Consider the following 12,568-nt stretch of genomic DNA (forward strand, 5'->3'; position numbering starts at 1 on the left):
AGAATAAACACAAAAGCGCCTTCAGCGCTCGGACGTCTGCTACGCATCCGCCCATGTTATTGGCGTTATATGATCGCAAACTCAGAAGTATGGAACATCGATGGATAAATTATTTTTTCGTTTAGGCATGCTGTCTGGGCCGTGGTGGGTTGTTACTCTGGCGATTTTTGGTGCTTTGTATCCAAATTACTCTCACCTCTATAAGGCAGTTAGCGAGCTTGGGGCGTTCGGTGCGCCTCACGCCTTGGCAATGAATGTCCTTTGTTTGTTTCTTACGGGATTATTTGTCATCCTTTCTGGCGTTGGATTTCGTAATTTCCTGCTAAAACAACAGTATTCCACATCAGCGGCTTGGTGGGTTGTCATTCTTGGGGTCATGCTGGCAGGCGCCTCAGTTCCAGCGGATATGGATCTGCGGTTTGCTAGCCCGTGGACGGTGTTGCATGGCATTTTCGTATTGCTTGGTGTGGTACCTTTTTTTGTGGCATCTTGGAAAACACACCGGGCCCTTAGAGATTTAAATATTCAGTCACGTGTTGTCAGCCATTTTCCTGTATTGATTATTCCGGTATTTCTATTGCACGGATTATTAGATCAAGGGGGGCTGGTCCAGAGACTTACAATCTTAATTGTTCTTACTTGGGTTGGGTTGCTTAGCAGGCATGTTTCAAAAGCTAAATGCACATAACAACGCGCTCAAATACGTTCCGGGCCATTGGTCCTCCACCGGACGGCCAAGGCCGCCTAGCTTGCGCTTGTCGCTACGCGCCATTTTATGCGCAAGCCAGTCAACCATGTTCGCCGTTTAGCGCAGTGTTAGGTGAATAAAACATTGTGAATCGGAATCTCGTTCATAGAATCTGCCTAGTGTTTTGCGCCAGCTTTCTTTCGGGGTGTGGTGATTCGCCTATTCTGACTACGCCTCTTCCAGACGGTTACTCGATGCATTCCAACGGTGGAGGTTTCGCCAACGTGCGGCGTCCAGATGGATTGAGAATGTCAGACTATTTTGGCATTTTGGATAACGGTCATGAGCAATGGTGTCGTGGCTTCGCATGGGATGGTCAACAAGTAATCTGCGAGTTGGAAAATTCCGTGAATGGCGGTGGTGATCTGCAAGGTGGTAATTTCTTCTCGACACCGGTACTGGAAAGGCACAGATATTGTCGAGTGACTCAGTTGAAAAAGAGTGGAAACTAAAGACTGGAGCCGAATTTCCCATCCTTCGAACTCGGTATGAGAGCACGAGTGCCAAATAATTCACCTAATATAGATAAAACGAAAATGCCGCCAGCGGCAAGGACGCGCAAAAAGATGTGCGCTCGTTTTAGGGGCGTAAGGTATACAAGTTGGAACGCTTAAGGGCTAATTTAATGTATGTCGTGATTTTAGGTTCGCTCGGCTACATTATTTACACAGCGAAATTCGATCCGGCTTATCCAACTGGTGAGTATAAGAAAGCAGTAGTTCAATCAGTAGCCCCAAATTATTCACGATTTAAACCAAAGAAGACCGTTTATATAAAAACGGAAGATGGTGAAGAATTAGTGCGTGTTGTGGATATAAATAGACGTTTGATACCAGGTCAGGAGATAGAACTTAAAGTTTATCGTTCGAAAGTAAGGGGTATAACTAAGTATGAAATTTTGTAGTAGATATCTAACAAGAACAACCACTAAAAATAGAACAGAAAGAACAATGGACACCCATTTTTTTACTTATATGCGACAAGAACGCTGAGGTTTAACATTGAACATCGGAATCTATATTTACCAAAACGCAGAAGTGCTGGACTTTTCGGGTCCATTTGAAGTGTTTTCAACCGCCAACAGGTTTACCGGTCCTGACCCTGCTTTTAATGTCTTCTTGGTAGCCGAAGATACCTGCCCGGTGCAGGCTAGAGGTGGGTATAGTATCAATCCGCACTATGGGTTCAGTGACCACCCTCACATAGATGTCTTGATCGTTGTTGGTGGCATCCACATGGAAGAGTTAAGCAAGACCAACGTAATAGATTGGGTTGCGGCAACCTCAGAGAAAGCCGAACTTGTAGCGTCTGTCTGTACTGGCGCGTTTATTCTCGCCCAAGCTGGACTATTGAATGGGCTTGAAGTGACTACGCATTGGGAGGATATCGACGCGTTACGTGGTTCGTATGCGGATCTAACGGTCGTTGAATCCAGACGCTGGGTAGATACAGGCAAGGTTGTATCATCGGGCGGAATATCTGCTGGCATTGATATGAGCCTACACTTAGTATCAAGGCTTGTTGGTGCGGAGCTGGCCGAAAGAACTGCTCGACAAATGGAATTTGAGTGGCGAAAGAACTCGTTGTAGAGCAAATCATCGCGTTCTAACCAGGTTGCGGGGTTTCACGTAAGCTTCAATCGAAAAACTATGTAAACAGAGGAAATAGCGTGGAAGTTGTAAGAAGTAAAGAATTTATTGCAGACTGTTCATGGGGGGCAAAAGACCTCGCATCAATGAATGGCATCTCTACCCGATTGCATTGGACAAAAGAGCCATACAAGTGGCATGTAAATGATGGCGAGGAAGTCTTTGTGGTGCTGGATGGAAAAGTGGAAATGTTCTACCGAATAGGTGGCGCCGAGACCTCCTGCATTTTGGAGTCAGGCGATATATTCTATGCCTCAGTGGGTACAGAACACGCCGCGCACCCTATCGGCGAAGCAAGAATATTAGTGGTGGAAAAAGAGGGCAGTGTCTAACGCGTTTGCGGAGTCCGGAGAAAGACAACGGTCAGCGACACACCGTCTTTTTGTTCTGTCATCTCTCAAAACACGGTAAGGTTCCTGAAGCGTGGAAGTTGTACTTTGCGCGCGACACAAGCTGGCGATGATGTCTATTTGGTCGCGATTGAAACCTCGCTGACCTTCGAAATGGATAATGATACGATCGTTGATGCGGTGGATAATTGTCCAGCGCAGGCGAATGAAGACCAAGCCGATTTTGAAGGCGACGGAATCGGTGACGTTTGCGACGCGGATGATGATGGCGATGGGATGTCGGATGAATTCGAAATTGCCAACGGTCTGAATCCACGGAATTCATTTGATCGTGATGCGGATCCGGACGGTGATGGCTTTACCAATGGGCAAGAAGCCGCTTTCAACACTGATCCGAATGTGCTGAATGAAGACTTAAATAATAACAATATTCCAGATAGTGTAGACCAGCAGCGTTTACGTAGTACTCGGAGTCTCCCTGCCGTATACAAACTTCTGCTGTTGGATGAAGAGATCAACTAAGAGAGATAACTATGAGCAAGCAAGCCCCCAATGCCGCATCGTCAACCCTGCGAACTCGACGCGCTTTGTTTGGCCTTGCCACAACGGCAGCCCTGGCACCGTTGTGGGCCAAACCGGTCGTCAACACGATTGTGTTGCCGGCCCATGCGCAAACCAGTGTTTGTGTGACTGATACTACGGTCGGTGGTCCACTGGCTGGCGCACCGGACAATCCACCAAATTGTCAGGTTGCCTGCGAAGCCGAGGCTGCTCGCGAAAATGCCTTATTGTGTGAAGTCCGCGAAACGCCAACTGACTCTGGTACCGACTGCGCCTGTGATATCGACGTAATCTAGCCTCTGCTGCGCGCAATGCTATGCCAGCTTGCGTGCGGCGGATGTCAGCGCAACCCAAAAACCCTCAGGCAAAGGGTGTGCTGGTAACAGGTTCTGCTGGCCGAGTTGGTCGGGTGATCTAGCGCCGTTTAGTTCGAGAGTTTGCTCCGCTGAGCTTAGATTGTGTGGTTCGACGAGCATGAGCTTGGTCGAGCAGCCAGTTTTAGTCCGCACTGCCGGTGGCCAATGTGTGCGATATACGCCTTTAGAATCCACATTCGTTGTCGGCCGCATTACTGTCATGTATATCGGTTATGTCGAGCGTAACCAGAATGCTTAACGCCTGGCAAGCCGATGAGATAGTATTTCCGCTATACTCCTACATCTTCATGATTGGGATCGTGTTATCGCACGGGTATTTTAGCGACTATGTCTACTTCAAATGCAGAGCAAAATCGATTACTTAAGTTCTTGAGTTGTGAGGCGCTAGACCTGAATTTGTTTCGTGGTCAAAGCAAAGACTTTAATACCGGTCAAGTCTATGGTGGCCAGGTTTTAGGTCAGGCAATCAAGGCTGCGTATCAAACTATTGACGAAGGTCGTCATATCCATTCAGCTCATGCGTATTTCCTGCTACGCGGAGACGTCAACGCGCCGATTATCTATGAGGTAGATCGATCACTGGATGGTGGCAGTTTCTCGTCTCGACGCGTGGTAGCGATTCAACATGGACGGCAAATTTTTCACTTGTCTGCGTCGTTCCAGAAACAAGAAGAGGGTCTGGAATATTCTGAGACCTGGGTGCCGCCCTTCGATGTGGTGGAGGAAGCACTCGCCAATGGTCCGTCAAAAGACATTAATTTTCAGGCCGGTTATCTCGATGTGTGTTACGTGCCAAATGAACGCATCGAGCGCAATGACACCACGCAGTATTGGTTCAAAACCAAAGACAGTTTGCCGGACGATCTAGCTTTGCATCACACGGTACTGGCCTACATCTCGGATATGGGGCCATTACAGGCGACCATACAACCACATGATCTAAATGCACCCAAGTTGGAAGACCGTAAACGGCAAGTGCTGTTGGCCACGATCGATCACGCGGTTTGGTTTCATCGGCCGTTTCGCGCGGACGATTGGTTGTTTTATGAGTGCCGTGCTCAGTCTACCGGTAATGGGCGTGGTTTGGCCTACGGGCGGATTTACGCGCAAGACGGCACGCTGGTAGCATCCACGTCACAGGAAGGCCTGCTGCGCTTACGTCGCTAAAGTATTAAAGCGCGCAGTTAAGTCATCCAGTTGCGTAAACCGCGATGGGTTAGCAAGAAGGTACGGCGTGCCATATTTGCTTAGATGCCATAATAAATCCCCCCAAAGTAGAGCGATTTGCGCAGCTAGAAAAATAGGCGTTTGCTGTTTAGCTTCCCAGCCGGGCGCATAATGTGCGAGAAAGTGCTGGCTTTGTTGCGAATCGAGTTCGAAGTAGAGCACGATTGCGGCCAGATCGAACCATGGGTTGTGCAGCATGGTGTATTCCCAATCAATAAACCAAACCCGTTTAGCCTCAAACAAACAATTGCTGATGACCAAGTCATTGTGGCAGACGCACCAAGGGGTAGCGTCTTGTGCAAAAGAGTGAAGGGCGTTGGCCAATCCGCGATGAATCGACGTTGCTTGTTCGGCCAGCGCACCCTCTAAATTTGCTAAGTATTGTTGACAAAATTCGATCAAATCGAACCTTGCAAATGTCGTTGGCTCAGGTGCTGAGTGCAGTTTATGTAGAGCCTGTGCCAGAAGCTTGATGTGGTGCCCAGCAAACGGGACGGATTCCTGATATGCCATCAACGCAACGTCATCGTCTGCAAAATGGATTTTAGGTGCTAGGCCTTGAGCCGCTGCCCAGCGTTGTGCCGAGATGGCCAAATCGAAGGAATGTGAGAATTGTTTTAGTACCCAAAATTCATCCGCGGACTGCAATAACACTGTCTGATGGTTTTGACCCGCGGTGAACTGTTCGACGATTTTTGGTTGAGCCGTCAGTCCCCAACGCCGCCAGTTAGCGAGTAAATTACTGGGTTGCATGTTGATACCGGGTGCGCCACTCGCGGTAACCAAATACGGCAATAACGGTGTAGGCTACAAACAGCAAAGCGTATAAATACAGCCCCTTCTGCCAGAATAACCACACTGAGACAGCATCGATCACAATCCAGTACAACCAGTTTTCTAACACCTTGCGGGCGACCATCCACGTGGTGAACACAGCCGCCCAGGTGGTGAATGAATCAACAAAAGGGTAGTCAGCTTGAGTAAACCTTTCCAGGCCCACCCCGCTGGCTACACTCAGTGCTAAAATCACCGTTATCGCGATCGCGTGGTGTAGGGGTTGCCAGCGTTGGATAGCCAGTTGGTCGTGATCTGTGCTGCCATAGCGCCACTGATACCAGCCGTAAAGCGCCATGACGAGGTAGTAAACATTCAACCCAGACTCCATCAACAAGCTGACATCCCAAAACAAGATGATTGCCGTCGCGGTGCCAATTAATGCCGCAGGCCAGCACCAGATGTTTTCTTTGGTCGCCAGAATTATGTACGCGACGCCGAATGCCACCGACACCCATTCCAAGAGCGAAGTGGCGTTCCACGCCGCGAGCAGCGCATCCATCATGTTAATTTACTCGTAGCCTTCAAGTTGACGCGCATCGCCTTCGAGGTATTTACACACAAACACGATTTTGCCGAACTGCTGCATTGAGTGACGCATCGCGGAGTTCAGGAGTTGCGTTACTTGTTCAAATTCGCCAAACACGCGTGTGCTCATGTTTGAGGTACGAATATCAACGTCATTTGCTTGGTTCAGTTGGTCTAGAAAGGCCTTAATTTTGGGTTTGTACTCATCTTGTAACGGGTACATGCTAATTTCAACGGATAACATCATAGGTGGTTCCTCCGAGCGGATCTAGAAATCGAACGTGGCGCGCAGGCCAACAACGCGAGGCGCGCCATATTGTGTGTATGGCTCAGTTTCATAGAACTTGCGCGGGTCATTACCGAAGCTCCCAAAGCCACGCGTGGTGATGGTCTCGTCACCCAGGTTCTTACCATACAATGCAATACGCAGCTTGTCGCGCGTGTAAGCCAGTTCAAGGTTGATTGAGGTGTAGGCTTGCGAACGCAATTCATGACGATCCGAAAAGTAGAAATCATCCTTGCCTTCCAGTGAGCCGTGAATTGACCAATTGTCCGCCAGTTGCAGGTTTCCACCCAACAGCCATTGGTATGATGGCGCGTGTGCTTGCTCGCGCCCAGCGAGGTTGTATGGGATACCATTGTCACGGTCTGCATTGACGTGGTCGAAGGTCAGCAACTGGTCGAACTCAGTGTCCAAGAGGCCAAGCGTACTGTACAGGCTCCAGTGCTCGCTAGGGGCCCAATTAAGCTCGACTTCCAGACCTCGATTTGTGCCGCTGGCGGCGTTATCGGTGAAGTCAGTAAAGCCACAAGGGCAGGGGTCGCCAGCCACGCCAGTGGCAATCGAACGTACCACGGATTGCTTGGTCTGAATCGCGTCGCGGTCTTGGTAGAACACGGCCGCCTGCAATTGGAGGTCTAGTGCATCGAAGTAGTGTTTGAAACCGAGTTCGTAGTTCAACATGGTTTCGGTGTCGTACTCACGTTTGGCAGCGTCGAGTTCTTGATCTAGATTAAATCCTCCGGGCTTGAAACCGCGAGACACCAGGCCATAAACAAACGCACCGCTATCGGTCCGGTATTCCAGCGCGAGTCGTCCGCCCCATAGATCTTCACTCAAGGACGCTTGAGCCAAATCGGAATCCGCGTAGTCCACATCTCGAGTTTCACTTCGCAGGCCTCCAACAATGGCCCAGCGCGCATTGAGCGCGTAATTCAGCTGACCATAAATGGCACTGTTTCGGGTGTCGAATTGGCTACGGAATAGGCCGTCGTTGTAGGTGTAGTCACGGGTCAAGTCGATAGATTGATCGCGATGATACACACCGGCAACCCAAGAAACCTGGTCTCCTTCCGATACATAGCGCAGGTCTACGCTGGTATTGTCATTATCGCGCTGATAAGCATCGAACGAGGCATAAAACCAGTCAAACCCGAACAGCGCGCTATCACACGCGGTGGCGTCGCAAATACCGGGATGGCTCCAATCTTCATCATACGAGTAGGCCAGGTCGCTGCTGGCAACGCTTAGCATCGCTTCGAGGTGTTGTTGCGCCGTGATGGCGTAACGAGCGCGGACCGAGCCGGCCATCGTATCTTGTTGATCCACGCCGGGTTCGTCAGAGTAGGTCTGGCGCGTATTGTCCAGACTGAACGCGTCGTAGCCATTGTTGATGTCCGCCAAGAATAGCGTGAAATTCATGGTGAGATCGTGATTGGCCTGCCAGGCGAGTTGCGCGCGTGCGGTGGTTTCGTCGATCCGCATGGTGTCGTCACGATCTAAGAAAACGTTTTCAACAAAGCCATCGCTTTGCACATTTTGCGCCGCAATACGATAGCCGAGCGACTCGTTTAGAGGGCCACTGATCATGCCTTGGATCAATTGCCCACCATACTCTGCAATGCCGAGGCTTAGGCGAGACTCCAAGGCCTCGGTTGGTCGATTGGAGACCATGTTGATCATGCCCGCCAGTGCGTTGGCACCGAATAGCGTACCCTGTGGGCCACGCAACACTTCGACTTGATCTAAGTCGAGCGTACTGGCTCCGGTAGCGATGCCGGTCATATCGATCCCATCCAGCACAATACCGACAGAGTTAATTATCGGGTCCTGAAATTCACTGCGCTCTCCAATACCTCGGATCTGAATAAACCGTCCACGTGAAGCGCCCGTGGCGTAGTTGATATTGGGTGACAGATTTAACAGGTCTTCAAGATTAGACGCGTGGCGTAGGTCGATCTGAGATTGACCAATGACCGACACACTGTTGGGTAATTCGAGCACGCTGGTCTCGATCAGTTCAGCTGTGACTACGACTTCTTCGAGTTCAGCCGCGGCGTTGGCGCAGAGGCAGCTACCTGCCAGCAATACGCAAATAAGATTTTTTTTCATTTTGGTCTCTTCAGATAATAGCGATGATGAGACCCGGTAGGCGAGAGTGAGGTGTGACAGTTCGCGAGAACATTGTTACCCATCCCTACGCCGGTGTTAACCGGATCAGGTTCATGGGGTTTATGTCACCGCACTGCGCATGATGAATGTTCGCGCAGGTATTAGACAAATCTCAGGTCGATAAGGTTCAACCGCCCCCTGGGTGCTGATATTTCAGCGAACGAGAGTGTAGCACGCGGGTAACAGAAAACACGTAAAAATTGGCGGGAATGCCTGGCCTTCATGAGGAATTTTGAACTCAGCATGCGATTTGTCTCAAAAAGGCGTATAGTCCGTCTCTTATCACTGTCATCGCCGTGCAATCTGATGCAGGTATGGTCAGTCAGTTTGAGAAATCAAATTCAGTTTGAATGAACGCTTATAATCACCAAACATCAGCGCTGACGACACCCGAAGCCGAAACCGCCAAAATTCTGGTGATCCGCTTTAAACACATCGGCGATGTGCTACTTACTTCGGTGCTGTGTAATACCCTCAAGCAGACCTTTCCTAAGGCCCGAGTGGATTTTCTGATCCAGAATAAAAGCGCGGACCTATTTATCAATCACCCGTACATCAATCGTGTGATTGCGTTGACTCCGGAGCAGCAAAAAAACCCCATAAAATATTGGCGTCTGATTCGCCAAATCACCAAAGACAAATACGATCTGGTAATAGATGCGCAGTCGACTGCCAAGAGTGAATTGGTCTCAATGCTGGCGAGACGGAGTGCGATCTGCATCGGGCGCAAAAAATCCAAACGCGGTTTTTTCTACACGCACAAGGTTGTGCCATCGCCGCAGCGCGTAAACAAAATCGATGAACGGCTCAGTTTACTGGCCCCCCTGGCGGGAATGGGTTTTGACATCAAACGGCACGACGAGATGGTGGTCGCGGTGCCGCCTGAGCGGCAACAGCGGTACCGTGACATCATGCAATCAAAAGGCATTGATTTTAGCCGCCCAGTGTTTGCCGTGTCAGTAAGTGCTAAGTTGTCCTATAAAAAGTGGCGCAATGATTACTTGCAACATGTGGTCGATCACTGTGTGGAAACCTTTGGCGCTCAAATTGTGTTGAACGCGGGCAGCGACGACGAGCGTCGCGATGCGATGAATTTCAAACAACAATCCAAACATGCGGAAGCGCTATACGCAGATATCAACACGTTCACCTTGATGGATTTGGCGGCGATGTTGTCACGGTGTGATTTATATATTGGTAACGAAGGCGGACCTCGCCATATTGCACACGCCGTTGGTTTGCCAAGTGTGTCGGTGTTTTCACCCAGTGCGAAAAAAGCCGAATGGTTGCCCAGCACGTCGCGCGCGCACCAGGGTGTGGAATGGGATGATTTGGTCGACACCACGCTAGAAGAGAAACAAAAGGTGCACGCAGCGCTGGAGATTGGCAGTGACGATTACTATGCTTTGTATCATACTATCACGCCACAGCCAGTGATTGAGTTGATTGATGACGTCACTGACTTCGTTGGCATACAGCGTTTGGAGCACGTTGGCTGGTAAGTCGCTGGTTGAGTTGTTCAAACCCGAAAAGAGTTGATTTATGACTGAATACACGTTTATTGCGGCCATTGCTGGTGTTCTACTCGTCGGGGCGATGAGCCCTGGGCCCAGTTTTTTGGTGGTCGCGCAGAATGCCTTGTCCAAGTCGCGCGCGCACGGAGTTGCGACCGCATTGGGCACGGGTTTAGGTGTGGCGATCTTTGCGATTCTGGCGAGCTTTGGTGTCACCGCGCTGATCGAGACGGTTCCGAGCGCGTATCTGGTGTTTAAGATACTCGGCGGTGCCTACCTGTTATACCTAGCAGTGCGAATCTGGCGCGGTGCGAGTGAGCCACTGATAACCGAGGTATCAGAGGGCGAGAAACAAACCACCTTGTTACAAGCATTTATGCTTGGATTGGTGACTCAGACCAGCAACCCCAAAACCGCATTGGTGATCGCCGGTATTTTTGCTGCCTTTGTGCCATCGGAACCACCGCAACACACAACCGCCCTGGTTGCCGTGATCGCATTTATTATTGATTTTAGCTGGTACGCACTGGTGGCAATCAGCTTATCATTGCCTAAGAGTCGAGGTGTCTATCAGCGCGCTAAAGCGGGCTTTGACCGAACCGCAGCGCTGTTCCTTGGCGCGGTTGGCGTTAAACTCTTGATGAGTCGAATCGACTAGAGTGTTGAATAATTTCTAGATGGCCAAACAGTAGTGCCTGTTCGGCCATCTTTTTAACCTGTGAGTTAATGTCTGAAGTGACGCATCCCGGTGAATACCATCGCCATACCGGCTTCATCCGCAGCGGCAATCACTTCCTCGTCGCGCATTGAGCCACCCGGTTGAATGACGGCGCTGATACCGGCTTGTGCGGCACTGTCGATACCATCTCGAAATGGAAAGAACGCATCAGATGCCATCACCGACCCTTTGACTTCCAAACCGGCGTGCTCGGCTTTGATGGCGGCAATTCGTGCCGAGTTGATACGACTCATTTGCCCCGCGCCAACGCCAATCGTCATATTACCTTTGGCGTACACAATCGCGTTGGACTTCACAAATTTGGCTACTTTCCAGGCGAATAACAGGTCTGCCATTTGGGCTTCCGTCGGCGCTACCTTGCTGACGATTTTGAGTTCATTATGCAGAGCCAGGTCATTGTCTTGCACCAGCAGACCGCCGGTTACCCGTTTGTACTCCAAGAGATTGCTGGCTTGGTCTTGCCATTGACCGCTGCTTAACAAGCGCACGTTTTTCTTCTTTGCGACCGCTGCGACTGCGTCGGGGGATACGCTTGGCGCGATGATCACTTCGACAAATTGACGATCGACGATCTTGGCGGCGGTGGCGCCGTCTAATTCACGATTGAACGCAATGATACCGCCGAAAGCCGACTCTGGGTCGGTTGAGAAGGCCTGGTCGTAGGCCTCACTCAAGCTGGCAGCGGTTGCGACACCGCATGGGTTGGCGTGTTTAACGATCACACACGCTGGTGCATCGTTGAATAGCTTCACGCACTCGAGTGCGGCGTCGGTATCGGCGATATTGTTATACGACAGTTCTTTGCCCTGTAGCTGGGTGGCTGTGGCGATACCGATGGGCGCATTGTCTTCCACATAGAACGCCGCCCGTTGATGTGGATTTTCACCGTAACGCATGGTTTGCTGATGTTTAAATTGCAGATTGAAAGTGCGGGCAAACTCACTTTTACTGCCGTCGGATTGGACTTTGCCGAGGTAGTTGGCAATCGCGCCATCATATTGAGCGGTGTGCTCGAAGGCTTTGGTGGCAAGTGAAAAGCGGGTCGCGTAGCTTAAACCGCCTTGTTGAATCTCAGTGATCAATTGATCGTAATCACCAGCGTCGACCACAATCGCCACATCGCGATGATTCTTGGCGGCCGAGCGCACCATGGTTGGGCCGCCGATGTCGATATTCTCAATCGCTGTTGGCAAGTCGCAATCTGGGTTCGCCACAGTTTGCTGGAATGGGTACAGATTGACCACCACCATGTCGATTGGCGCAATGCCATGGGCTTGCATTACATCACCATCGATATCACGTCGGCCAAGGATGCCCCCGTGAACTTTTGGATGTAGGGTTTTGACGCGTCCATCCATCATCTCTGGAAAGCCGGTGTAGTCAGAAACCTCAGTCACGGTGAGCCCCTGGTCTGCCAAAAGCTTGGCTGTGCCACCCGTGGACAACAGTTCAACACCCAAGTCTGCCAGTTGACGCGCAAAGTCGACGATGCCGGTTTTATCAGACACACTAAGCAGTGCACGAGCAGGGCGGAGTGATTTTTCCGCAGCAAAATCAGTCATAGTTAATACCTTATGAGAAGTGAAACG

16 protein-coding genes and 1 riboswitch are annotated in these 12,568 nt (G+C 50.4%); of the genes, 10 read left to right on the forward strand and 6 right to left on the reverse strand.

The genetic code is table 11. From position 1 onward, the window contains the following. Positions 1-100 precede the first annotated feature (100 nt). From IE055_RS15020 to IE055_RS15050, 7 genes are all read left to right on the forward strand, one after another. The gene (locus IE055_RS15020) at positions 101-688 is read left to right on the forward strand and encodes a DUF998 domain-containing protein (protein ID WP_189402500.1); all 588 of its coding nucleotides are present in this window, start codon (positions 101-103) and stop codon (positions 686-688) included. 308 nt (positions 689-996) lie between these two features. Next, on the forward strand, positions 997-1,200 hold the full coding sequence (locus IE055_RS15025; RefSeq protein WP_189402501.1) for a hypothetical protein: 204 nt from the start codon (positions 997-999) through the stop codon (positions 1,198-1,200). A 173-nt stretch (positions 1,201-1,373) separates the two neighbouring features. Next, the gene (locus IE055_RS15030) at positions 1,374-1,652 is read left to right on the forward strand and encodes a hypothetical protein (RefSeq protein WP_189402502.1); all 279 of its coding nucleotides are present in this window, start codon (positions 1,374-1,376) and stop codon (positions 1,650-1,652) included. Between the two features lie 97 nt (positions 1,653-1,749). Continuing rightward, positions 1,750-2,337 (forward strand): DJ-1/PfpI family protein, encoded by a 588-nt coding sequence (locus IE055_RS15035; protein WP_189402503.1) that lies wholly within the window; start codon positions 1,750-1,752, stop codon positions 2,335-2,337. 80 nt (positions 2,338-2,417) lie between these two features. Then, a complete protein-coding gene (locus IE055_RS15040; RefSeq protein ID WP_189402504.1) occupies positions 2,418-2,729 on the forward strand; it encodes a cupin domain-containing protein in 312 nt (103 codons plus the stop codon). A gap of 105 nt (positions 2,730-2,834) precedes the next feature. After that, entirely contained in the window at positions 2,835-3,269 is a 435-nt protein-coding gene (locus IE055_RS15045; RefSeq protein ID WP_189402505.1) for a thrombospondin type 3 repeat-containing protein, read from the forward strand. Positions 3,270-3,280: 11 nt separating this feature from the next. Continuing rightward, positions 3,281-3,604 (forward strand): hypothetical protein, encoded by a 324-nt coding sequence (locus IE055_RS15050; protein WP_189402506.1) that lies wholly within the window; start codon positions 3,281-3,283, stop codon positions 3,602-3,604. 18 nt (positions 3,605-3,622) lie between these two features. Here IE055_RS15050 and IE055_RS15055 read toward each other — a convergent pair whose 3' ends face one another. After that, a complete protein-coding gene (locus IE055_RS15055) occupies positions 3,623-3,886 on the reverse strand; it encodes a hypothetical protein (protein ID WP_189402507.1) in 264 nt (87 codons plus the stop codon). Positions 3,887-4,012: 126 nt separating this feature from the next. Here IE055_RS15055 and IE055_RS15060 point away from each other — a divergent pair, with 126 nt between their 5' ends. Then, positions 4,013-4,852, forward strand: coding sequence for an acyl-CoA thioesterase (locus IE055_RS15060; protein WP_189402508.1), 840 nt, complete (start codon positions 4,013-4,015; stop codon positions 4,850-4,852). Here the strand turns inward: IE055_RS15060 and IE055_RS15065 are convergent. Genes IE055_RS15065 through IE055_RS15080 form a run of 4 tightly spaced genes read right to left on the reverse strand, consistent with a single transcriptional unit; the run spans position 4,841 to position 8,666 of the window. Then, positions 4,841-5,665 carry a phosphotransferase gene (locus IE055_RS15065; protein ID WP_189402509.1) on the reverse strand — a complete coding sequence of 275 codons (825 nt, stop codon included), beginning with the start codon at positions 5,663-5,665 and terminating at the stop codon, positions 4,841-4,843. The two genes, IE055_RS15060 and IE055_RS15065, sit on opposite strands and share 12 nt — an antisense overlap. Beyond that, the gene (gene pnuC / locus IE055_RS15070; RefSeq protein ID WP_189402510.1) at positions 5,652-6,251 is read right to left on the reverse strand and encodes a nicotinamide riboside transporter PnuC; all 600 of its coding nucleotides are present in this window, start codon (positions 6,249-6,251) and stop codon (positions 5,652-5,654) included. The genes IE055_RS15065 and pnuC overlap by 14 nt, the downstream gene beginning before the upstream one ends. Positions 6,252-6,257: 6 nt before the next feature. Next, the gene (locus IE055_RS15075) at positions 6,258-6,521 is read right to left on the reverse strand and encodes a YkoF family thiamine/hydroxymethylpyrimidine-binding protein (protein WP_189402511.1); all 264 of its coding nucleotides are present in this window, start codon (positions 6,519-6,521) and stop codon (positions 6,258-6,260) included. Positions 6,522-6,542: 21 nt separating this feature from the next. Continuing rightward, positions 6,543-8,666 (reverse strand): TonB-dependent receptor, encoded by a 2,124-nt coding sequence (locus IE055_RS15080; RefSeq protein WP_189402512.1) that lies wholly within the window; start codon positions 8,664-8,666, stop codon positions 6,543-6,545. A 65-nt stretch (positions 8,667-8,731) separates the two neighbouring features. After that, positions 8,732-8,875, reverse strand: a riboswitch (TPP riboswitch). Positions 8,876-9,076: 201 nt separating this feature from the next. Here IE055_RS15080 and IE055_RS15085 point away from each other — a divergent pair. Together IE055_RS15085 and IE055_RS15090 are read left to right on the forward strand one after the other, a co-directional pair. Next, positions 9,077-10,228, forward strand: a complete 1,152-nt coding sequence (locus tag IE055_RS15085) for a glycosyltransferase family 9 protein (RefSeq protein WP_189402513.1) — start codon at positions 9,077-9,079, stop codon at positions 10,226-10,228. A gap of 40 nt (positions 10,229-10,268) precedes the next feature. Further along, entirely contained in the window at positions 10,269-10,898 is a 630-nt protein-coding gene (locus tag IE055_RS15090; RefSeq protein ID WP_189402514.1) for a LysE family translocator, read from the forward strand. A 65-nt stretch (positions 10,899-10,963) separates the two neighbouring features. Here IE055_RS15090 and purH read toward each other — a convergent pair whose 3' ends face one another. Then, complete coding sequence (gene purH, locus IE055_RS15095; protein ID WP_189402515.1) at positions 10,964-12,541, reverse strand: bifunctional phosphoribosylaminoimidazolecarboxamide formyltransferase/IMP cyclohydrolase; 1,578 nt, start codon at positions 12,539-12,541, stop codon at positions 10,964-10,966. Between the last annotated feature and the right edge of the window lie 27 nt (positions 12,542-12,568).

Source organism: Arenicella chitinivorans, from assembly GCF_014651515.1.
In the GTDB taxonomy this organism is placed as follows: Bacteria; Pseudomonadota; Gammaproteobacteria; order Arenicellales; family Arenicellaceae; genus Arenicella; species Arenicella chitinivorans.